General features: G+C 72.0%; 19 protein-coding genes and 1 pseudogene. 2 read left to right on the top strand and 18 right to left on the bottom strand.

Going from position 1 to position 21,252, the window contains the following annotated elements:
• Positions 1–160 precede the first annotated feature (160 nt).
• Positions 161–541: pseudogene (locus tag ACM26Y_RS12210) on the top strand (rhodanese-like domain-containing protein); the annotation flags it as partial.
• On the opposite strand, the gene ACM26Y_RS12205 reads toward ACM26Y_RS12210, so the two are convergent.
• From ACM26Y_RS12205 to ACM26Y_RS12120, 18 genes are all read right to left on the bottom strand, one after another.
• Positions 441–1,583 carry a phosphatase PAP2 family protein gene (locus tag ACM26Y_RS12205; RefSeq protein WP_003935401.1) on the bottom strand — a complete coding sequence of 381 codons (1,143 nt, stop codon included), beginning with the start codon at positions 1,581–1,583 and terminating at the stop codon, positions 441–443. The pseudogene ACM26Y_RS12210 and the gene ACM26Y_RS12205 overlap by 101 nt on opposite strands.
• Positions 1,584–1,681: 98 nt before the next feature.
• A complete protein-coding gene (locus ACM26Y_RS12200) occupies positions 1,682–2,668 on the bottom strand; it encodes an esterase/lipase family protein (RefSeq protein ID WP_371383216.1) in 987 nt (328 codons plus the stop codon).
• A gap of 183 nt (positions 2,669–2,851) precedes the next feature.
• Positions 2,852–4,870, bottom strand: coding sequence for a primosomal protein N' (locus ACM26Y_RS12195; protein ID WP_416063529.1), 2,019 nt, complete (start codon positions 4,868–4,870; stop codon positions 2,852–2,854).
• Between the two features lie 21 nt (positions 4,871–4,891).
• The gene (metK, locus tag ACM26Y_RS12190) at positions 4,892–6,106 is read right to left on the bottom strand and encodes a methionine adenosyltransferase (protein WP_003935404.1); all 1,215 of its coding nucleotides are present in this window, start codon (positions 6,104–6,106) and stop codon (positions 4,892–4,894) included.
• Between the two features lie 193 nt (positions 6,107–6,299).
• A complete protein-coding gene (gene coaBC, locus ACM26Y_RS12185) occupies positions 6,300–7,583 on the bottom strand; it encodes a bifunctional phosphopantothenoylcysteine decarboxylase/phosphopantothenate--cysteine ligase CoaBC (RefSeq protein WP_416063528.1) in 1,284 nt (427 codons plus the stop codon).
• A complete protein-coding gene (gene rpoZ, locus ACM26Y_RS12180; protein ID WP_003935406.1) occupies positions 7,580–7,882 on the bottom strand; it encodes a DNA-directed RNA polymerase subunit omega in 303 nt (100 codons plus the stop codon). Before rpoZ ends, coaBC begins: the two co-directional genes overlap by 4 nt.
• Positions 7,879–8,526 carry a guanylate kinase gene (gene gmk, locus ACM26Y_RS12175; RefSeq protein WP_289380749.1) on the bottom strand — a complete coding sequence of 216 codons (648 nt, stop codon included), beginning with the start codon at positions 8,524–8,526 and terminating at the stop codon, positions 7,879–7,881. The genes rpoZ and gmk overlap by 4 nt, the downstream gene beginning before the upstream one ends.
• Before the next feature lie 67 nt (positions 8,527–8,593).
• The gene (gene mihF / locus ACM26Y_RS12170; protein ID WP_003935409.1) at positions 8,594–8,914 is read right to left on the bottom strand and encodes an integration host factor, actinobacterial type; all 321 of its coding nucleotides are present in this window, start codon (positions 8,912–8,914) and stop codon (positions 8,594–8,596) included.
• A gap of 401 nt (positions 8,915–9,315) precedes the next feature.
• Positions 9,316–10,140, bottom strand: a complete 825-nt coding sequence (pyrF, locus tag ACM26Y_RS12165) for an orotidine-5'-phosphate decarboxylase (RefSeq protein WP_289380741.1) — start codon at positions 10,138–10,140, stop codon at positions 9,316–9,318.
• The gene (gene carB / locus ACM26Y_RS12160; protein ID WP_416063527.1) at positions 10,137–13,547 is read right to left on the bottom strand and encodes a carbamoyl-phosphate synthase large subunit; all 3,411 of its coding nucleotides are present in this window, start codon (positions 13,545–13,547) and stop codon (positions 10,137–10,139) included. Before carB ends, pyrF begins: the two co-directional genes overlap by 4 nt.
• Positions 13,548–14,711, bottom strand: a complete 1,164-nt coding sequence (gene carA / locus ACM26Y_RS12155) for a glutamine-hydrolyzing carbamoyl-phosphate synthase small subunit (protein ID WP_003935413.1) — start codon at positions 14,709–14,711, stop codon at positions 13,548–13,550. It lies immediately after the preceding gene.
• 96 nt (positions 14,712–14,807) lie between these two features.
• Positions 14,808–15,314: a hypothetical protein gene (locus ACM26Y_RS12150; protein ID WP_003935414.1), complete on the bottom strand. Its 507-nt coding sequence runs from the start codon at positions 15,312–15,314 to the stop codon at positions 14,808–14,810.
• On the bottom strand, positions 15,314–16,633 hold the full coding sequence (locus tag ACM26Y_RS12145; protein ID WP_289380750.1) for a dihydroorotase: 1,320 nt from the start codon (positions 16,631–16,633) through the stop codon (positions 15,314–15,316). The genes ACM26Y_RS12150 and ACM26Y_RS12145 overlap by 1 nt, the downstream gene beginning before the upstream one ends.
• 65 nt (positions 16,634–16,698) lie before the next feature.
• A complete protein-coding gene (locus ACM26Y_RS12140; protein WP_003935416.1) occupies positions 16,699–17,643 on the bottom strand; it encodes an aspartate carbamoyltransferase catalytic subunit in 945 nt (314 codons plus the stop codon).
• On the bottom strand, positions 17,640–18,239 hold the full coding sequence (gene pyrR / locus ACM26Y_RS12135; RefSeq protein ID WP_010595132.1) for a bifunctional pyr operon transcriptional regulator/uracil phosphoribosyltransferase PyrR: 600 nt from the start codon (positions 18,237–18,239) through the stop codon (positions 17,640–17,642). Before pyrR ends, ACM26Y_RS12140 begins: the two co-directional genes overlap by 4 nt.
• A 140-nt stretch (positions 18,240–18,379) precedes the next feature.
• Positions 18,380–18,889 (bottom strand): transcription antitermination factor NusB, encoded by a 510-nt coding sequence (gene nusB / locus ACM26Y_RS12130; protein ID WP_003935418.1) that lies wholly within the window; start codon positions 18,887–18,889, stop codon positions 18,380–18,382.
• Positions 18,890–19,453 carry an elongation factor P gene (gene efp / locus ACM26Y_RS12125; protein ID WP_003935419.1) on the bottom strand — a complete coding sequence of 188 codons (564 nt, stop codon included), beginning with the start codon at positions 19,451–19,453 and terminating at the stop codon, positions 18,890–18,892.
• A gap of 35 nt (positions 19,454–19,488) precedes the next feature.
• The gene (locus tag ACM26Y_RS12120; protein ID WP_416063526.1) at positions 19,489–20,583 is read right to left on the bottom strand and encodes a M24 family metallopeptidase; all 1,095 of its coding nucleotides are present in this window, start codon (positions 20,581–20,583) and stop codon (positions 19,489–19,491) included.
• A 101-nt stretch (positions 20,584–20,684) separates the two neighbouring features.
• Between ACM26Y_RS12120 and ACM26Y_RS12115 the strand changes: the two genes are divergently transcribed.
• Entirely contained in the window at positions 20,685–21,245 is a 561-nt protein-coding gene (locus ACM26Y_RS12115; RefSeq protein WP_416063525.1) for a B-4DMT family transporter, read from the top strand.
• The last annotated feature ends 7 nt before the right edge of the window (positions 21,246–21,252 follow it).

Raw genomic sequence — 21,252 nt, 5'->3', positions numbered from 1 at the left:
CCGAACTGTTCACGAATGCTGCTCCCGGATGTCGACGACGAAACGTGCCCTCAGTCTAGGGACCGCGCCGGCCGACGGTGACGGCCGTCCGCGAACGCGGCGGGACGGTCCCCGCCCGACGACTCGCGCGACCGCCGCGTCGCGTCGATAGGCTGAGCCGATGGCAGAGATTCGAGATCGGATGGAGCGTTCCGTCCGCACGCGATCGGCGGATCCGGCGGGCGTGCCCTGGCCGGCCGTGCAGGAGCAGGACGTGGTCCTCGTCGACACGACGTGGGGCGAGCTGCAGCCCCTGCAGTGCGCGCCCGGCGTGGTGACGGTCGGCGAGCTGGAGCTGACCGAGCTGGTGGCGAACGGTGCCCTGCTCGTCGACACCCGGGTCCCGGACTCGCGCAAGGGCAGGTCCATTCCGGGCGCGGTCAATCTGCCGCACGACCGGATCACGGAGCTGCGGGACCGGCTCGATCCGTCCCGGCTGTCGATTCTGTTCTGCAACGGTCCGCAGTGTCCGCAGTCCCCGATGGCGATCCGGGACCTGCTCGAGGCGGGGTATCCGGCGTCCGCGCTGGCGTACTACCGAGGGGGCCTGCACGACTGGGTGACGTTGGCGATGCCGCTGGAGCAGGTGGGCTGACCTGCGGGGCGCGCCGGTCGTGTCGGCGCGTCTCCCAGGCCCGGGCGGCCAGGGCGGCGAGCCCGACGTAGCCCCAGCCGAGCAGCACGTCGACCACGTAGTGTTCGCCGCCGTAGACGAGGGTGAAGGCCATGGCGAGCGGGAACGCCACCAGCAGCGCCCGCATCCAGGTGCGCCGCGCGATCGGCCACAGCGCGACGGTGACGAGCAACGCGAACGCCGAGTGCAGCGACGGCAGCGCGGCAACCGGGTTGCCCTGGGCCTCGAGCCAGCGGGTGCCGACGTCGATCGGCACGACACCGAAACCGAATCCGGTGACCCGGCCGACTCCTTCCGGCAGGACGCCCGCCTCGGAGGCGTACCACGGCGGCGCCGCGGGCACCAGGATGTAGGTGAGCAGCCCGAAGTAGGACAGGAGCAGCACCCGTCGCATGTATCCGGCCCAGCGCGACCGCGAGTACAGGTACAGCAGGGCCGCGAGCAGCCACGGCACGAGGAAGTGGCTGGTGTAGACGACCGCGGTGATCATCGTCCAGCCGGGCCGCTCGCCGTCCGCGCCGAGCAGACGCTCCTGCAGCCACACCGTCGGGATCGTGCCACCGAACAGCCAGCTCTCGACGGCGGCCGGTTCGTGCACCCGGACGGGCAGGCCGAGTTCGTCGGCGAGGCCGCGGGTGTGGTCGTAGACGACGAGCGCCGCGACCAGGGGCAGCCAGTCGACGACGACGCGCAGGTGCCCGCGCCACGGCCGGTCGATCGCGAAGGCGATCAGTCCGGCGACGATCCAGGCGGCCTGGTACAGCCGGTCGGCCGGGATGCCGTGGGTGACGACGGTCCCGATCAGCGCAGCGAGATACCCGCACCGCGCGGCCACCCGGGCGTACTGCCGCGGCGGCACGAGCTGCGGCGCCCGCAGCGCCGCGCGACCGGGAAGGAACGGGGTGTTCACCGCTACCTCCCTCCCGCGTGACCGGCCCGGACGACCGGGCACGCACCGCCTGCATACCCATGATCGGGGCACCGGGACGCTCCCGGGGGTGGATCGGGTCAGGAGTTGCTCTCGATGATCAATTCGGGGATGCCCGTGCCGAGCGGCACCGGGACGCATTCGCCGAGGGCATACCGTTCGGGGTCGAGGGCGTGCCGGATCACGGTGAGCGAGAACGGGTCGTACACCATGTTGAAGTGGCCGGTCTGGTCCTGGGGGCACAGGTCCTGGATGGTCAGGTTGACCGCCCCGGGCCCGCGCAGCGCGACGTTGGTGGCCGGCTGGATGACCTCGTCGACGCGGGATCCGATGGTGGTGTACCGGACGCCGGGAACGGTGTCGACGGGGGTGTTGAGTTCGGTGAGCAGTTCCGAGCCCTGCAGTTGCTGGACGAGGGCCACCGAGAGGAAGGCCTCGGCCGCGCCGGTGGCACCGGGCGCGGCGGCAGCCGCGGTACCCAGTCCGTAGAAGGTGCCGCCGTAGCTGGGTGAGGCCACACCCACCCAGCGTTCCACGACGGCCGAGCCGCCCAGCCGGTTGACGTAGTACCGCGCGACGGTCGCACCCTGCGAGTAGCCGACCAGGTCGACCTCGCCGGCACCGGTGCCGGCACGGACCCGCTCGACGAACGCGCCCAGCTGCGCGGCGCTGACCCGGATGTCGCCGGTGCCGTATTCGTCGGCGCCGTCGGCCTTGCCGTAGTCGAGGGCGAACACGCACCAGCCGGCTTCGGCGAGCATCGGTGCGACCGCAGCCCAGTCCGAGTAGGAGTTGGAGTCGGTGCCGTGGGCGAGCACCACCGGTCGTGGATGGTCCGGGGACGGCACGCACCCGAAGTCGTTCGATCGCGCCGGCGCCGTTCCGGGATGTTCCTCGGCGTAGCCGGCGGCCTGGGCGTGGGTGGTGGCCACCGGTCCGGGGGCGACGGGCACGGACGCCGACGAGCCCGGCGCGGGTGCGGCGGTGACGGTCGCGGCGCCGGTGACGGCCGCGACGGCCGCCGCGATACCGGCCAGCGCGCCGGCAATCCTGCGTGCCCCGTTCACGGCCCCTCCCTCCGGCTCGCCCGCAGCCGGGCTCCGTCACCAGGATCGACCCCCACCCCTGTGACCTATCGTGACACAGTTGCGCCCCGCCGGCATGCCATCTTTCCGCAGGTGAAGGGAGGGTCTTGCCTGCCCTGCCCCCCGGGGTGTCCCTCCGCGCGGACCCGGGGCCCCGGGGGGGCGTCACCCGACGCGCAGCGGATCGATCTGCACCCGCAACGCTCCCTCGGCGCGGCGGGCGCTGCGCGCTGCCTGCGCCTCGCGCAGGGCGCGGCCGAGCGCGAGACCCCGTCCGCGTGGCACCCGGATCACCATGCGCTGCACCTCGTCGGGCTCGGGGTCGTCGGCCCCGAACGGCAGCCGCTCCCCCGGCGGCAACGGCACCGGTCCGAGCACCTCCGCCTCCGGTGGGAGGGTCGCGGCGGCGAGCAGGTCGGCGACCGCGGCCGCGGTGCCGTCGACCGCGGCCATGTGCACCGCGGGCGGGAAGCCGACCTCGGCGCGTTCGGCGAGCTGGGACTGCGCGTGCCCGATCGGGTCCCAGCGCACCAGTGCTTGCACGGTGGGGATGCCGGCGTCGGCGACCACGACGACCTGGCCGCCGTCGGCGAAGGGCCGCACCAGCGACGACGCGGTGAGCCAGCGACGCATCGTTTCCTCGGCGGCCCGCAGGTCGGCGCGGCCGAGCAGGGCCCACCCGTCGAGCAGCAGGGCCGCGCCGTACCCCCCGGCGGTGACGGGTTCGGCGCCCACTGTGGCCACGACGAGCGCGGGTCCGGCCGGGGCGGTGGCCTTGACCTCCGTCCCACCGGAGGTGACCACCGGGACACCGGGGAACGCGCGACCGAGTTCCTCGGCGGTCCGCCCGGCGCCGACGACGACGGCGCGCAGGGCGCGGGCACCGCACGCGTGGCAGCGGTGGGTGGCGTCGGCGATGCCGCACCAGCGGCAGGCGGGGGTCGCGGTGCCGTCCGGCCCGGCGGCCTGCGGCAACGCGAGCGGACCGTTGCAGTGCCGGCAGCGGGCCGGGGTCCGGCATTTGGCGCACGCGAGCGCGGGCACGTAGCCGCGGCGGGGCACCTGCACGAGCACCCCGCGGTCGGCGCCGAGGGCGGCACGGGCGGCGGCGAAGGCGATGGCCGGCAGCCGGGCGGCACGCGCGGCGGGGTCGCGGGCCAGGGCCTGGTCGCTGTCGGCGAGGGCGGTGATCTTGGGGGCGCGGGCGCGGACGACGTCGCGGGGGGCGGCGAGGTCGTGGGCCCACCCGGTGTCGACGAGGGCCTGGGTCTCGGCGGTGCGGGCGTGCCCGGCCAGGACGACGGCGGCGCCGGTGGCGTGCGCCCGCAGCAGCGCCACCTCTCGGGCGTGCGGGTACGGCGCGCGGGGCTCGGAGTGCAGGTCGTCGCCGTCGTCCCACACCACGAGCAGGCCGAGGGCGGGGGTGGGAGCGAACACGGCGGCCCGGGTGCCGACGACGGTGCGGGCGGTTCCGCGCAACGCCGCGAGCCAGCGCCGGTAGCGCACGGCCGGACCGAGCCCGGCGGCGAGCCCGACGACGCAGTCGGCGCCGGCGAGGTCGGTGCAGGCCGTCACGACGCGGTCGAGGTCGCGCTGGTCGGGCACCACGAGCACCGCGGCGTGGCCGGTGGCGGCGACCGACGCCGCGAGTTCGGCCAAACGACGCGGCCAGTCCTCGCCGGGCAGGGCCTGCCAGGCCGCGCGGGGGGCGCGGCCGGCGGCGAGGGCGTCGAGGAAGTTCTCGCCGTGCCGGTATCGGGACCAGGCGGTCCGGTCGATCTCCGGTGCCGTGGGGGGCGGGGCGGGTGGCGGGTCCTCCGCCTCGACCCGGGCGTGCCGCGGTGGCACGGCGAGGCGCAGCACGTCGGCTCGGGTGCCGGCGTAGCGGCTGGCGACGGCGTCGGCGAGCGCGGCGATCTCCGGGGTCAGCACGACCTCGGGTGAGACGACCCGGTCGAGCCAGCCGAGCCGGCCGGTGTGCTCGCTGGTCGCCGCGCGGGACAGCAGGAAGCCGTCGACGAGCCTGCCGGCGAACCGGACGCGCACCCGCACGCCCGGCCGCGCCTCGGCATCGAACTCCCGCGGGATCAGATAGTCGAACTCGCGGTCGAGGTGGGGCAACGGCAGCAGCGGCAGGATCCGCGCCACCGGATCCGTCTCGGCCGCGGTCCTGTCGGTGGCCACCCGGACCGTCGAGGGTCCGGGTTACAGACCGGCGGCGGCGCGCAGCTTCTCGGCCCGGTCGGTGTTCTCCCACGGCAGGTCGATGTCGGTGCGGCCGAAGTGCCCGTACGCGGCGGTCTGCGCGTAGATCGGCCGCAGCAGGTCCAGGTCCCGGATGATCGCACCCGGTCGCAGGTCGAACACCTCGGTGATCGCCTGCTGGATCCGCGCCGGGTCGGTCTTCTCGGTGCCGAACGTCTCGACGAACAGCCCCACCGGGGCGGCCTTGCCGATGGCGTAGGCCACCTGTACCTCGAGCCGGCCGGCCAGCCCCGCCGCCACGGCGGTCTTGGCGACCCAGCGCATCGCGTACGCGGCCGAGCGGTCCACCTTCGACGGGTCCTTGCCCGAGAACGCGCCACCGCCGTGCCGGGCCATGCCGCCGTAGGTGTCGACGATGATCTTGCGGCCGGTCAGGCCTGCATCCCCCATCGGACCGCCGAGGACGAACGACCCGGACGGGTTCACCAGCAACCGCAGGCCGGTGGTGTCGAGGCCCGCGAGGCTCGGGTCCGCCAGTACCGCCTCGACGACGTGGGTGCGCAGATCCGGGGTGAGCAGGTTGTTCAGGTCGATGTCCGCCGCGTGCTGGGTGGAGATCACCACCGTGTCCAACCGGACCGGGCGGTCGCCGTCGTACTCGATGGTGACCTGGGTCTTGCCGTCCGGCCGCAGGTACGGCAGCACCCCGGTCTTGCGGACCTCGGTGAGCCGGCGCGAGAGCCGGTGCGCCAGCGCGATCGGCAGCGGCATCAGTTCCGGGGTGTCCGAGCAGGCGTAGCCGAACATCAGGCCCTGGTCACCGGCGCCTTGACGGGCCACCTCGTCGTCGGTGAGCACCCCGGTGCGGGCCTCGTGCGAGACGTCGACGCCGCCGGCGATCTCCGGGGACTGCGCACCGATGGCGATGTTGACCCCGCAGGAGTTGCCGTCGAAACCCTTCGAGGAGGAGTCGTAGCCGATCTCGAGGACCCGGTCCCGCACGATCTTCGGGATGTCCGCGTAGGCCGAGGTGGTGACCTCCCCGACCACGTGCACCTGCCCGGTGGTCACCAGGGTCTCGACCGCGACGCGGGCGCGGGGGTCTTCGGTGAGCAGCGCGTCGAGGACGGAGTCGCTGATCGCGTCACAGATCTTGTCCGGGTGTCCCTCCGTCACGGACTCACTGGTGAAAAGCCGACCGCCGGTCTTGCTCACGGAACTCCCTCTCGACTGGTTGTGTCTAGCTCGAACGGACGAACTGATGTCAACGATATGGGCGACGCTACTGTTCCGGTCGCGCCGACGCGAGACTTTCGCTCACAGGCGCGCCGCCCCCGGGTCACGGGCGCCCCGCCCCCCGGGTCACGGGCGCCCCGCCCCCCGGGTCACGGGCGCCCCGCCCCCGAGGTCACGACCGGTTCTGCGTCAGCAGCGGACCCAGCGCGTCGAGGACGCGGCTGGCCATCAGCGCCTTGGAACCGTGCGCGAGGGCGGTCTCGGAACCGTCCGCCGCCAGCAGCCACCCGTCGTTGTGGTCGACCTCGAACGCCTTCCCCTCGCCGACGGCGTTGACGACCAGCAGATCGCAGCCCTTGCGGGCCAGTTTGGCGCGGGCGTGGGTGAGGACGTCGCCCTCGGCGTCACCGGTCTCGGCGGCGAAGCCGACGATGACGGTGCTCGCCGGCAGCGTGCCCTCGGTGCGGGCGGCGACCAGCCCGGCGAGAATGTCCTCGTTCTTGGTCAGCGCGATCGCCTCCGGCTCGCCCGCGCCCTTCTTGATCTTGCTGGTGGCGAAGGTGCTGGGCCGGAAGTCGGCGACGGCGGCGGACATGACGACGGCGTCGGCACCGGCGGCGTGCTTGGTGACCGCGGCCTGCATCTGGGCGGCGGTCTGGACCCGCACGACCTCCACCGCGGCGGGATCGGCCAGGCCGGCCACCGCTCCCGCGACGAGGGTGACGTCGGCGCCGCGCTGGGCGGCGAGCCGGGCGAGGGCATAGCCCTGCTTGCCGGAGCTGCGGTTGCCGAGGAACCGCACCGGGTCCAGTGGTTCGCGGGTGCCGCCGGCGGAGACGACGATGCGCCGCCCGGTCAGATCCCGCGGCAACGCGTCCGGTCGTTCGAGCAGCAGCGACGCCAGTCCGAAGATCTCCTCGGGCTCGGGGAGCCGGCCGGCGCCGGTGTCGTGCCCGGTGAGCCGGCCGGAGGCGGGCTCGACGACGACGGCGCCGCGGCGGCGGAGCGTGGCGACGTTGTCCACCGTCGCCGGGTGCTCCCACATCTCGGTGTGCATCGCAGGCGCGAACACGACCGGGCACCGCGCGGTGAGCAGTGTGGCGGTGAGCAGGTCGTCGGCGCGGCCGTGGGCGGCGCGGGCCATCAGGTCGGCGGTGGCGGGGGCGACGACCACCAGGTCGGCCTCCTGCCCGAGCCGCACGTGCGGAACCTGCGGCACGTCGGCGAAGACGCCGGTGTGCACGGGGTTGCCGGACAGGGCCTCGAAGGTGGCCCGGCCGACGAACTCGAGCGCCGAATCCGTCGGGATGACCCGTACGTGGTGTCCACTTTCGGTGAACGCCCGGATCAGCGCGCAGGCCTTGTAGGCGGCGATGCCGCCGCCGACGCCGACGACGATGCGGCGGCGCTGCCCGAATTCCGAATGGTCCGCGGTGCCCGCGGCGCGCTGACTCACTCGCCTTCGGCGTGCTCGAGCAGGTCTGCGTGGATCTCCCGCAGCGCGATCGACAGCGGCTTCTCCTGCAGGCCGGGCTCGACGAGCGGGCCGACGTACTCGAGGATGCCGTCGCCGAGCTGGTTGTAGTAGTCGTTGATCTGCCGGGCACGCTTGGCCGCGTAGATCACCAGGGCGTACTTCGAGGAGGTGCGCTCGAGCAGCTCGTCGATGGGCGGGTTGGTGATGCCCAGCGGGGTGTCGTAGGCCGGCAGGTCGTGGCCGGCGGTATCGGACACGGCTGCTTGGGTGCTGCTCACTCGGTGTTCTCCTGTGTCGTTCCGGAGCTCTGGTGGGGCTCGGGATTCGGGGTCGAGGCGGGGAATGTCGTGATCGGCTGCGGACGGTCGGAGGGATCGTCGCGGGGGCCGACCAACAAGGATACCAATTCGTCGCAGGCGCGGTCGACGTCCTCGTTGACGATCACGGTGTCGAACTCCTCGCGGGCGTCGAGTTCGGTCCGGGCGGTCTCGAGCCGGCGACGGACCACCTCGTCCGATTCGGTGCCGCGGCCGGTGAGGCGGGCGACCAGCACATCCCAGCTCGGCGGCGCCAGGAAGGCCAGCACGGCCTCCGGCATGGCGGCGCGGACGGAGCGGGCCCCGGTCAGATCCACCTCGACGAGCACGGGCCGTCCCGAGGCGAGCGCGTCCCGCACGGGACCGGCGGGGGTGCCCGAGCGTTGCAGCCCGCCGTGGATCTCCGCCCACTCGAGCAGGTCCCCGGACTCGATCATCCGATCGAACTCGTCGCGGCTGACGAAGTGGTAGTCCACCCCGTTCACCTCGCCGGGCCGGGGGGCGCGGGTGGTGGCCGACACGCTGAACAGCAGGTCGGGCACCCGGCTGCGGAGCCGGCGGACGACGGTCGACTTCCCGACGGCGGAGGGGCCGGCCAGCACCACCAGCCGGCCCCTCCGCGTCGTGGAACCGCTGTCCGACACGGTGTGTGCGTCAGCTACCACCGGTCGCTCAGGCGTCGAAGTCGAACCTGGCGAGCAGCGCCTTGCGCTGGCGGTCACCCAGACCGCGCAGGCGGCGCGTCGGGGCGATCTCGAGTTCGGTCATGATCTCCTGCGCCTTGACCTTGCCGACCTTCGGCAGGGCCTCGAGCAGGGCGGACACCTTCATCTTGCCGAGGATCTCGTCGTTCTCGGCATCGGCCAGGACCTGCTTGAGGTCGGTGCCGCCGCGCTTCAGGCGGTCCTTGAGCTCAGCCCGGGCGCGACGGGCAGCAGCCGCCTTCTCCAGAGCAGCGGCGCGCTGCTCGTCGGTCAGCTGGGGAAGGGCCACGGTTCCTCCGTCTCATCGTTGGCAATCAGTCTCATCCGCCGGTTAACCAGCGGCGATAGCGACCGTACTCACGCCGGACGACGATTGCGAACCCACCCCCCGGCGTTTCGGCTCGAAAACACGTGCGGTAGTGCGCCCACAGCGTGACCCACGGCCGGGTCCGGCCCGGGGGCGCGGGCACCGCCCACCACCTCGACGAACACGACATAACCGCAGGTAGCGGCGTTATGGGCGGCTGTTCGGGCCGGGGCGAGTACCGCCCCGCGGCCCGGCGCCGACGTCGGGCCGTCCCCGCCGGAGACGGCCCGGAAAAATTTCCGCGCACGAGCGTGTCGAGGGGCCTCCCACCTGCACCGGAACGGACATCCGGCCCGAGGCCCGGGCCGGATGTCCGGGCCGCGTCAGGCCCGCAGGAAGGCGAACGAGTCCACGGTGCGGGACACGGCGTCGCGCAGCGCCGCGGCCGTCGGGCCGGCCCGCAACACCTCGCGGGAGACGTTGGGCACGACGGCGTCGAGGCGTTCACCCGCCAGCCGGCGCACGTCCTCGGCGGTGCCGCCCTGGGCGCCCACACCGGGCATCAGGATCGGGCCGTGCAGCGCGCTCAGGTCCGGCGCGCGGGTGAGGGTCGCGCCCACGACGACGCCGACCGAGCCGAGGGTGTCGGCGCCGGCGTTGCGGGCCGCGGCCTCGTCGACCATCACCTGTGCGACGCTGCGCCCGTCGGCGGTGCGCGCCTGCTGCACCTGGGCACCCTCGGGGTTGGAGGTGGCGGCGAGGACGAACACCCCGCGCCCGTCGACGGCGAGGCGCAGCGCGGGCTCGAGCGCGCCGAACCCCAGGTACGGCGAGACGGTGACCGCGTCGGAGCCCAGCGGGGACGCGTCGGTCAGCCACGTGCGGGCGTAGGCGTCCATCGTCGAGCCGATGTCCCCGCGTTTGGCGTCCGCGAGGACGAGGGTGCCGGCGCCGCGCAGGGCCGTCACGGTGCGCTCGAGCACCGCGATGCCCGCGGCACCGAACGCCTCGAAGAACGCGACCTGCGGCTTGACGAGGGCCACGTGCCCGGCGAAGGCGTCGACGCACGTCCCGGCGAACCGCTCGAGCCCCGCGACGTCGACCGTGAGGCCCCACGCGGCGAGCAGTTCCGGGTGCGGGTCGATGCCCACGCACAGCGGCCCGCGCTCGGCGAGGGCCGCGTGCAGACGCTGCCCGAACGTCGTCACGACGCCGTGTCCGCGAGTCCGTCGCGCAGACCGCCGACGCCGCCGGACGCCGGCGCCGCGTCGCCGTCGAGACTGCCCTGGTCCTCCCGTATCCCGGCGTGCATCTCCTGCAGCGAGCGCACGCCGATGTCGCCGCGGATGGCGGCCTCGATGCCCTGAACGGCCGCGGAGGCACCCTGCACCGTCGTGATGCACGGGATGTTGGCGGCGACGGCGGCGGTGCGGATCTCGTAGCCGTCGATGCGCGGCCCGGAGTTGCCCCAGGGGGTGTTGATCACCATGTCGACCTCACCGGCGCGGATCTTCTCGACGATGGTGTGGGCCCCCTCGGGCCGTTCCTCCTCCGACACCTTGTACACGTGCTCGCACGGGATGCCGTTGCGGCGCAGCACCTCCGCGGTGCCGATGGTGGCGAGCACCCGGAAGCCGAGGTCGGCGAGCCGCTTGACGGGGAAGATCAGCGACCGCTTGTCCTTGTTGGCGACCGAGACGAACACCGAACCGGAGGTGGGCAACGACCCGTAGGCGGCGGTCTGGCTCTTGGCGAACGCGGTGCCGAAGTCGTCGTCGATGCCCATGACCTCGCCGGTGGACTTCATCTCCGGACTGAGCAGCGAGTCGATGCCGGTGCCGTCGGCGCGGCGGAACCGGTTGAACGGCAGCACCGCCTCCTTCACCGCGACCGGAGCGTCGACCGGGGCGTGCCCGCCGTCGCCGTGGGCGGGCAGGATGCCCTCGGCGCGCAGGTCGGCGATGCTCTCACCCATCATGACCCGCGCGCAGGCCTTGGCGAGTTGCACCGCGGTGGCCTTCGAGACGAACGGCACGGTGCGGGAGGCGCGCGGGTTGGCCTCGAGCACGTAGAGGATGTCGTCCTTGAGGGCGTACTGCACGTTGAGCAGACCCTTGACGCCGATGCCGCGCGCGAGGGCCTCGGTGGAGCGGCGCACGTTCTCGAGGTCGGACCGGCCGAGGGTGATCGGCGGCAGCGCACACGACGAGTCGCCGGAGTGGATGCCGGCCTCCTCGATGTGCTCCATGATGCCGCCGATGTAGACGTCGGTGCCATCGCACAGGGCGTCGACGTCGATCTCGACGGCGTCGTCGAGGAAGCGGTCGACCAGCACGGGCCGGTCCTCGGAGATCTCGGTGGCGCGGGAGATGTAGCTCTCGAGCGCCTTCTCGTCGTAGACGATCTCCATGCCGCGCCCGCCGAGGACGTAGGACGGCCGGACGAGCACCGGATAGCCGATGCCGGCGGCGATGTCGCGGGCGCCCTCGAAGGTGGTGGCGGTGCCGAACTTCGGGGCGGGCAGACCCGCCTCGGTGAGCACCCGGCCGAACTCGCCGCGGTCCTCGGCCAGGTCGATGGCCTCGGGGCTGGTGCCGACGATCGGCACCCCGGCGGCCTTCAACCGTCGCGCGAGCCCGAGCGGGGTCTGGCCGCCGAGCTGGACGATGACCCCGGCGACGGTGCCGGACTGCGACTCGGCCCGGTACACCTCGAAGACGTCCTCGAAGGTGAGGGGCTCGAAGTAGAGACGGTCGGCGGTGTCGTAGTCGGTCGAGACCGTCTCGGGGTTGCAGTTGACCATGACGGTCTCGTAGCCGGCCTGCGACAGGGTCAGGGCGGCGTGCACGCACGAGTAGTCGAACTCGATGCCCTGGCCGATGCGGTTGGGGCCCGAGCCGAGGATGAGCACCTTCGGCCGCTCACGCTGCTCGGCGACCTCGGTCTCGGCGTCCGGGTCGAGTTCGTACGTCGAGTAGTGGTACGGGGTCTTGGCCTCGAACTCGGCGGCGCAGGTGTCGACGGTCTTGTACACCGGGTGCACGCCGAGCTGCTCGCGCAGGGCCCGCACCGCGTCCTCGTCGCCGAGCTCGGGGCGCAGCGCCGCGATCTGCCGGTCGGAGAAGCCGTGGTGCTTGGAAAAACGCAGTTCCCGCTCACCGAACGTCTCGGCGGCGCGCACCTTCTCCCCCAGCTCGACGATCTGCTGGATCTGGTCGAGGAACCACGGGTCGATCTTGGTGGCGTCGAACAGCTGCTCGACGGTGGCGCCGAGCTCGAAGGCCTTGGCGATGCCGTAGAAGCGGCCGTCGTGCGGGACCTCGAGCTCCCCGAGCAGGGTGCCGAGATCGGCCGCCTCGACCTCGGGGCCGGTCCAGAACCCGGAACGCTTGGTTTCGAGCGACCGCAGGACCTTGCCGAAGGCCTCGGTGAAGTTGCGGCCGATGGACATGGCCTCACCGACCGACTTCATGGTGGTGGTCAGGGTGCCGTCGGCGCCGGGGAACTTCTCGAACGCGAAGCGCGGCGCCTTGACGACGACGTAGTCGAGCGTCGGCTCGAAGCAGGCCGGCGTCTCCTTGGTGATGTCGTTGACGATCTCGTCGAGGGTGTAGCCGATGGCGAGCTTGGCGGCCATCTTCGCGATCGGGTAGCCGGTGGCCTTCGAGGCCAGCGCGGACGAACGCGACACCCGCGGGTTCATCTCGATCACCACGAGACGACCGTCGCGCGGGTCCATCGCGAACTGGATGTTGCAGCCGCCGGTGTCGACACCGACCTCGCGCAGGATCGCGATCGACAGGTCGCGCATCTTCTGGTATTCGCGGTCGGTCAGGGTCATGGCGGGGGCGACGGTGACCGAGTCGCCGGTGTGCACGCCCACCGGGTCGACGTTCTCGATGGAGCAGACGATCACGACGTTGTCGCGGCCGTCACGCATGAGCTCGAGCTCGTACTCCTTCCAGCCGAGGATGGACTCCTCGATGAGCACGTTCGCGGTGGGCGAGGCGGCGAGGCCGCCGCCGGCGATGCGTTCGAGGTCGGCCTCGTCGTAGGCCATGCCGGAGCCGAGGCCGCCCATGGTGAACGACGGGCGCACCACGACGGGGTAGCCGAGTTCGGTGACGGTCTCACGCACCTCGTCCATCGTGTAGCAGACCCGCGAGCGCGCGGATTCGCCGCCGCACTTGGCGACGATGTCCTTGAACTTCTGCCGGTCCTCGCCGCGCTGGATGGCGTCGAAGTCTGCGCCGATCAGTTCGACGTCGTACTTGGTGAGGATGCCCTGCTCGTGCAGGGCGACGGCGGTGTTGAGCGCGGTCTGCCCGCCGAGGGTGGCGAGCACCGCGTCGATCGGGGTGCCCTTGGCCTGCTCGGCGGCGATGACCTTCTCGACGAACTCGGCGGTGATGGGCTCGACGTAGGTGGAGTCGGCGAACTCCGGGTCGGTCATGATCGTGGCCGGGTTGGAGTTGACGAGGGAGACCCGCAGGCCTTCCTCGCGCAGCACCCGGCACGCCTGGGTGCCGGAGTAGTCGAATTCGCAGGCCTGCCCGATGACGATCGGGCCGGAGCCGATGACGAGGATGTGGGAGAGGTCGGTACGGCGTGGCATTTAGTTCTTCTCTCCCTCGAGCATGCTGGTGAACCGATCGAACAGGTAGGAGGCGTCGTGCGGGCCGGCCGCCGCCTCGGGGTGGTACTGCACGGAGAAGGCGGACCCGTCGAGCAGGCGCACGCCCTCGACGGCGCCGTCGTTGGCGCAGGTGTGGCTGATCACGGCCCGGCCGAACGGGGTGTCGAACTCCTGGCCGGCTTCGCCCTCGAGCGCGAAGCCGTGGTTCTGGGCGGTGATGGCGATCCGCCCGGTCTCGTGTTCGATGACCGGGATGTTGATGCCGCGGTGCCCGAATTTCATCTTGTAGGTCCCCAGGCCGAGCGCGCGGCCGAGGATCTGGTTGCCGAAGCAGATGCCGAACAGCGGCAGTCCCTGCCCGAGGACTTCCTTGGTCAGATGCACCGCGCCGTCCGCGGTGGCCGGGTCGCCGGGGCCGTTCGAGAGGAAGACTCCGTCGGCTTTCAGGTCCAGGATGTCGTGCAGCGTCGCGGTGGACGGCAGCACGTGCACGCGCATGCCGCGCTCGGCGAACATCCGCGGGGTGTTGGTCTTGATGCCGAGGTCGATCGCGGCGACGGTGAAGCGGGCCTCGCCGTCGGGCTCGACAACGTAGCCGCTCGTGGTGGTGACCTCGCCGGCGAGGTCGGCGCCGAGCATCGACGGCTGGCTCCGGACCCGGTCGAGCAGCTCGGCGTCGCCGGCGAGGGCGTCGCCGGAGAAGACGCCCGCCCGCATCGAGCCGCGGGTGCGCAGGTGCCGCACCAGGGCGCGGGTGTCGATCCCGGCGATACCGACGATGTTCTGCCGCTCGAGTTCGTCCTGCAGGGATCCGGCCGCGCGCCAGCTCGAGGTGCGGCGCGACGGGTCGCGCACGACGTAGCCGGCGACCCAGATCCTCGCGGCGGCGGGGTCACCGGTGGGGCCGACGGACTCGTTGTCCTCGGCGTTCCACCCGGTGTTGCCGATCTGCGGGGCCGTGGAGACCACGATCTGCCGGTGGTAGCTCGGGTCGGTGAGGGTCTCCTGGTAGCCGGTCATGCCGGTGCTGAACACCGCCTCGCCGAGGGTCTGTCCCACCGCACCGAAGACGGTGCCGCGGAACGTGCGCCCGTCCTCGAGCACCAGGATCGCGGTGTCCGTGTCGAAGTTGTTGCCGCTCATGCGTTCTCTCCGTTCTGCTCGACCTCACCGGAGCTCGCCGCATCAGCCGAAATCTCGCGTGCCGTCGTCGCTGTACCAGCCGTCCAGGCTGTCGTCCTAGCTTTCACTGTCCCGGTGATTCTCGTTCGTCTCCTGCACCCACTGGGGGTAGATGGTCTTGTCGTCGCCGCGGAATCCGGTGTCGATCTCGGTGCCGGACGGCAGCTGCCAGCGGATCACCAGCACCCCGTCCTTGGTCATCACCTTTCCCGCGAGACCGCGTTCGGTGCGCACCGCCCGGATGGAGTCCTGCGGGATCCAGATCGGCGAGGCGCCGTCGCGCTCGAGCAGCACCCCGGCGCGGTAGCGGCTGATCTCGCCGGCCGCGCGGTGGCCCAGGTCGCCGACGGCGATCCGGTCCTGCCAGCTCGGCGCGAGGGTACTGCCCACGTACAGGCCGGTGCTCGGGGCCACCAGCTGCTCCCCCAGCTCGGCCGGCACCGGCGGGAGGGCACCGACGGCGTCGGCCTGGCGGCGGCCGCGGCCGCGCCAGCCCTTCCACATCAGCAGGACCAGCACCACCCACAGGGCGACGAAGCCGAGTGTGAGCCACAGGCGGTCCATCACCGCACCCCGCTTCCGGTGCCGGGCCGGACCGCTCCGTCGAGTGCGGTGATCCGGCCGCGCAGCACGGTCGCAACGACCTTGCCGGGCAGCGTCATCGCCTCGTACGGCGTGTTGTGCGCGACCGACGCCAGTTCCGGTCCGCGCACCGTCCATTCGGCGTCGGGGTCGACGAGCACCACGTTGGCGGGCTCCCCCACCTCGAGCGGGCGCCCCTGGTCGTCGAGGCCGACGATCTCGGCGGGCCGTTCGCTCATGACCTTCGCGACGCCGCGCCAGTCCAGCAACCCGGGACGGACCATCGTCTCGACGACGATCGACAGGGCCGTCTCGAGCCCGAGCATGCCGGGCCGGGCCTGGGAGAACTCGCAGCACTTGTCCTGCTCGGCGTGCGGGGCGTGGTCGGTGGCGACGCAGTCGAGCACGCCCTCGGCCAGTCCGCGGCGCAGCGCCTCGACGTCGGAACGTTCGCGCAGCGGCGGGTTGACCCGGTTGACGCCGTCGTAGGTCTCGAGCCGGGAATCGTCCAGCATCAGATGGTGCGGGGTGACCTCGGCGGTGATCGGGATCCCTTGCGCCTTGGCCCATCTCACCAGTTCGACGGTCCCGGCGGTGGAGGCGTGGCAGATGTGCACGCGGGCTCCGGCGTCCCGGGCGAGCAGGGCGTCGCGCGCGACGATGGACTCCTCGGCCGCGCGCGGCCAGCCGGCCAGTCCGAGGCGCGCCGCGGTGGGGCCCTCGTGCGCGACGGCCCCGGCGGTCAGCCGCGGTTCCTCGGCGTGCTGGGCGATCAGGACCCCGAGCGAACTCGAGTACTCCAGCGCCCGCCGCATGATCAGCGGGTCGTGGACGCAGTGCCCGTCGTCGGAGAACATCCGGACACGGCCGACACCGGCGGCCATGGTGCCCATCTCGGCGAGTTGCGTGCCGGCCAGCCCGACGGTGACGGCACCCACGGGGTGCACGTCGACGAGGCCGACCTCCTGCCCGCGCCGCCACACGTGGTCGGTGACGACGACGGAGTCCGCGACGGGGTCGGTGTTGGCCATCGCGAACACCGCGGTGTAGCCGCCGAGCGCCGCGGCCGCGGATCCGGTGTCGATGGTCTCGGTGTCCTCACGGCCGGGCTCGCGCAGATGCGTGTGCAGGTCGACGAAGCCGGGCAGCAGGATCCGTCCCGCGCCGTCGATCACCTCGGCGTCGGGGCTCGCCTCGAGGTCGGTGCCGAGGGCGAGGATCTGTTCGTCGCCGAGCAGCACGTCGGTCGGCGCACCCTCCCCGTAGACGAGCACGTTGCGGATGAGCACCTGCGGCGACACCGAATCTTCTCCTGTCCCACTGTTCTTCGTCTTCTGCGCGGACGGCCGGTCCGCGTACGCTTCGGTCATGCGATCGCGCTCTCCGTGCCGACGAGCAGCCGGAACAGCACGGCCATGCGCACGTGCACGCCGTTGCTCACCTGCTGCAGCACCGCGGTCTGCGGGGCGTCGGCGACCGCCGAGGCGATCTCCATGCCCCGCAGCATCGGGCCGGGATGCAGCACCACGGCGTGCTCGGCGAGCATCGCCAGCCGCTTCTCCGACAGCCCGTAGCCGATCGAATACTCGCGCGCCGAGGGGAAGAAACCACCGTTCATGCGTTCGGCCTGCACCCGCAGCATGAGCACCGCGTCGAGGCCGGGCAGTTCGGCGTCGAGGGAATGCGAGACGGTGACCGGCCAGGTCTCCACACCCACCGGCAGCAACGTGCGCGGCGCGACGAGCACCACCTCGGCACCGAGCGTGGACAGCAGCAGGGCGTTGGAGCGCGCGACCCGGCTGTGCAGGATGTCGCCCACGATCGCGATGCGCCGGCCGGCGATCGAGCCGAGCCGCTGCCGGAGGGTGAGCGCGTCGAGCAGGGCCTGCGTGGGGTGTTCGTGGGTGCCGTCGCCGGCGTTGATCACCGCCGGCCCCCCGCCGTTGCCGTCGCCGGTCCATTCGGCGATCCGGTGCGCGGCGCCCGACGCGGGGTGCCGCACGATCAGGGCATCGGCTCCGGCGGCGTGCAGGGTCAGCGCGGTGTCGCGCAGCGACTCGCCTTTGGCGACCGACGAACTCGACGCGCTGACGTTGATGACGTCGGCGCTCATCCACTTGCCGGCGACCTCGAACGAGACCCGGGTGCGGGTGGAGTTCTCGAAGAACACCGTCATCACGGTGCGGCCGCGCAGGGTCGGCAGCTTGCGCACCTCCCGGCCGAGCAGCGCCTGCTCGAACCGTTCGGCCTCGTCGAGAAGCTCGGTCGCGGACTCCTCGGTCAGGTCCGCGATGGAGAGCAGGTGCTTCACGAAATCTTGCCTCCGGAGATCACCACGGCGTCGCGGTCGTCCTGCTCGGTGAGCAGGACCCGCACGTCCTCGGCGCGGGCGGTGGGGACATTCTTGCCGACGTAGTCGGCGCGCAGCGGCAGTTCGCGGTGCCCGCGATCGACCAGGACGGCGAGCTGCACGGCGCGGGGCCGGCCCAGGTCGCGCAGGGCGTCGAGGGCGGCGCGCACCGAGCGACCGGAGAACAGGACGTCGTCGACGAGGACGACGAGGGCGTCCTCGACGCCGCCTTCGGGCACCGACGTGCGCTCGAGCGGGCGGTGCGGCTTGGTGCGCAGGTCGTCGCGGTAGAGGGTGATGTCCAGGGAGCCGACGGGCACGCGCACCCCGGAGAACTCGGCGATGCGTTCGGCGAGCCGGTGCGCGAGGGTGGTGCCGCGGGTGGGAATGCCGACGAGGACGACGCGAGGGGCTTCACCCGCGGGGGCGTCGAGCGCGGTCTTCTCGATGATCTGGTGCGCGATGCGGGCGACGGTGCGGCCGACGTCGGCTGCGGAGAGCAATTCGCGGGCCGGACCGGGCGGGGATGCCGGTGACCCGTCTTCGGACATGGCCATACTGCGACCTCCTTCTCCGCCTCGCTGGACGGATCGTTAAAGGATGCCTGACGGTGCACCAGCCTAGCAGCGGCCGGTGCCCGCCCGGCACGGATGAGGGGTGAGGCCCGACACAGGCCGGGCCCGCTCACGCTGCGTCGTCAGGGCCGCTCGGGCTCCCGCTGCTCGGCCGCGTCGGCGGCGCGCGAGGAGGTGGCTGCCGCGGCGGCACGCACCTGGTCGGCGAGCGCCACGATCTGGCCGAGGATGCCGTTGACGAACGCGGGCGAATCGTCGGTGGACAACTGCTTGGCCAGCTCGACCGCCTCGTCGACGGCCACCACCGGCGGCACGTCGGGGGCGTGGAACAGCTCCCATACCGAGATGCGCAGGATCGCCCGGTCCACGGCGGGCAGCCGCTCGAGCGTCCAGTCGTGCAGGTGCTCGGCGATCACCTGGTCGAGCTCGTCGAGTCGCTCCGACACGCCGCGCACGACGGTCTGCGTGTACGGCGGCACCTGCGCGACCTGGTCGTCGGTGACGGCGAGCGCGACCCGGTCGGCGGCGAGACCGACCGGATCGATGTCGCGGGCCTCGGCCTCGAACAGCAGATCCACGGCGCGCTTACGCGCCTTGTGCCGGGCTCCGAGTTTCTTCTGCGTACCGGACACTCAGGAATTCACTCGCCCGAGGTAGCTGCCGTCACGGGAATCGACCTTGAGCTTGTCGCCGGTGTTGATGAACAGGGGCACCTGGATCTCGGCGCCGGTCTGGAGGGTCGCGGGCTTGGTCCCGCCGGTCGAGCGGTCGCCCTGCAGGCCGGGATCGGTGTGGGTGACCTCGAGTTCGACGGTGACCGGCAGTTCGACGAACAGCGGGGTGCCCTCATGGGTGGCCACCTGCACCTGCATGTTCTCGAGGAGGAACCGGGCGCCGCCGCCCAGGGTCTCCTCACTGATGGAGATCTGGTCGTAGGTCTCGCCGTCCATGAAGACGTAATCGGAGCCGTCGTGGTACAGGTACGTCATGTCGCGACGGTCGACGGTGGCCGTCTCGACCTTCACACCGGCGTTCCAGGTCTTGTCGACGGTCTTGCCGGAGAGCACGTTCTTGATCTTCGTGCGGACGAACGCCGGCCCCTTGCCGGGCTTGACGTGCTGGAACTCGATGATCTGCCACAGCTGACCGTCGATCTTCAGCACGAGCCCGTTCTTGAAATCGCTGGTATCGGCCACTTGGTTTCGCGTCTCCTAGAGTCGAGGTACCGCCCTTATACGACGGTCAATGTCTTGTCGGTGAGTGTGAGCAGCTCCGGTCCCTGCTCACGCACCACGAGCGTGTCCTCGATCCGCACGCCTCCGCGCCCGGAGAAGTACACGCCCGGTTCGACGGTCACCGCCGCACCGCAGGCAAGTGTACCGGTCGCGGCCTGGCCGATTCCGGGTGCTTCGTGGATCTCCAGACCGACGCCGTGGCCGAGTCCGTGCAGGAACAGCTCACCGTGTCCGGCGGCAGCGATCACGTCGCGGGACGCGGCGTCCACCGCAGCCAGGTCGACACCCGGTACGAGCGCCGCCCGCCCGGCCGCCTGGGCGCGCGCGACCAGGTCGTACACGTCGCGCTGCCAGTCGGCGGCCCGCCCGAGGACGTACGTGCGGGTCATGTCGGAGTGGTATCCGCCGACCTGTGCACCGAAATCGAGCTTGACGAAGTCTCCGGCGGCGAGCACGGCGTCGGTGGGCCGGTGGTGCGGCACGGCCGAGTTCGCCCCGGTCGCGACGATCGTCTCGAAGGAGATGCCGTCGGCGCCGTGGTCGAGCATGCGGGCTTCGAGATCGCGACCGACCTGCCGTTCGGTGCGGCCCGGGCGCAGACCGCCGGCGGCGACGAGGTCCGCCAGTGCCCGGTCGGCGACGGCGCACGCCGCCGTCAGCAGTCCGACCTCGTGTTCGTCCTTGACCATGCGCAACTGCTCGACCAGCCCGGGCACGGGGGTGAGAGTGAGCGGGCTGTCCAGCCCCGCCCAGCGCACGTGCGTGTCGACGGTGACGACATGGCTCTCGAAGCCCCACCGGCCCGGCGTCGCCGCGGAACGGACCAGGTGATCGGCACTGGCGCGGGCGATCTCGGCCCGCAGATCGGGAACCTGAGCGGCGACCTGGGTGAGGTAGCGGCCGTCGGTGCACACGACGGTGCGGGACTCGTCGACGTCGTCGTCGGTGGTGACGAGCAGCGCGGCGTTCGAACCGGTGAATCCGGTGAGGTAGCGGATGTTGAGCAGGTCGGTCACCAGGAGCGCGTCGAAGTCCCGGTCGGCGAGCAACCGGCGCAGCGCGGCGCGGCGGGCGGAGTGAGCGGCGGGCATGGGGTCAACGTACTCCCGCGCCGACAGCCGGGACCGCCGTCGCCGGTGACGAATGTGGGGCGGGACACATCTCCGCCGATCCAGACGTTACTCTGAGGAACATGAAACCCTGGTTGCTTCGCGGGCTCGGCCTGACCCTCGTGCACGTGCTGGTACGGGTCCTGCTGGGGGCCGCCCTGGTGCAATGGCCGCTGCAAGGCTCGATGCTGCGGATGGTGGCGTTGGCCGTCGTCGTGCTCGCCGCGATCGTGTGGGCCGGGCTCGACGGGATCCGCGATCAGCGGGCGCACCCGCAGCCGGAGGACGGTGCGGACCTGACGATGCTGTGGCTGAAGGCCGCGGCGGTCACCGGTCTCCTCGCCGGCCTGCTGACGTGGCTGATCGACACGGTCAGCCCGATCCAGGTCGGGGTCAAGTCGCTGTTCTTCGAACTGACCTCGGGCGCGGCGTTCACCGTGCTGCTGGTGTTCGTCCCCGCGACGGCCGCGGTGATGCTCGGGCGGCTGCTGGTACGCCGGGACCAGCGCAAGTCTGCGGCGCCGGGAAAGCCGGACGACAGGCAGGCACCGGTCCCAGCGTCCGCGGCCCCGGATCGGGAGTGGCGTGACGACGACGCACCCACCGAGGTGTTCGAGCGGATCGATCCGGACCGCCGCCCCTGACACCTGC

Source organism: Rhodococcus indonesiensis (genome assembly GCF_047782815.1).
In the GTDB taxonomy this organism is placed as follows: domain Bacteria; phylum Actinomycetota; class Actinomycetes; order Mycobacteriales; family Mycobacteriaceae; genus Rhodococcus; species Rhodococcus indonesiensis.
The sequence above is the reverse complement of the archived record's forward strand: the minus strand, read 5'-3'. Positions and strand labels throughout refer to the sequence as shown.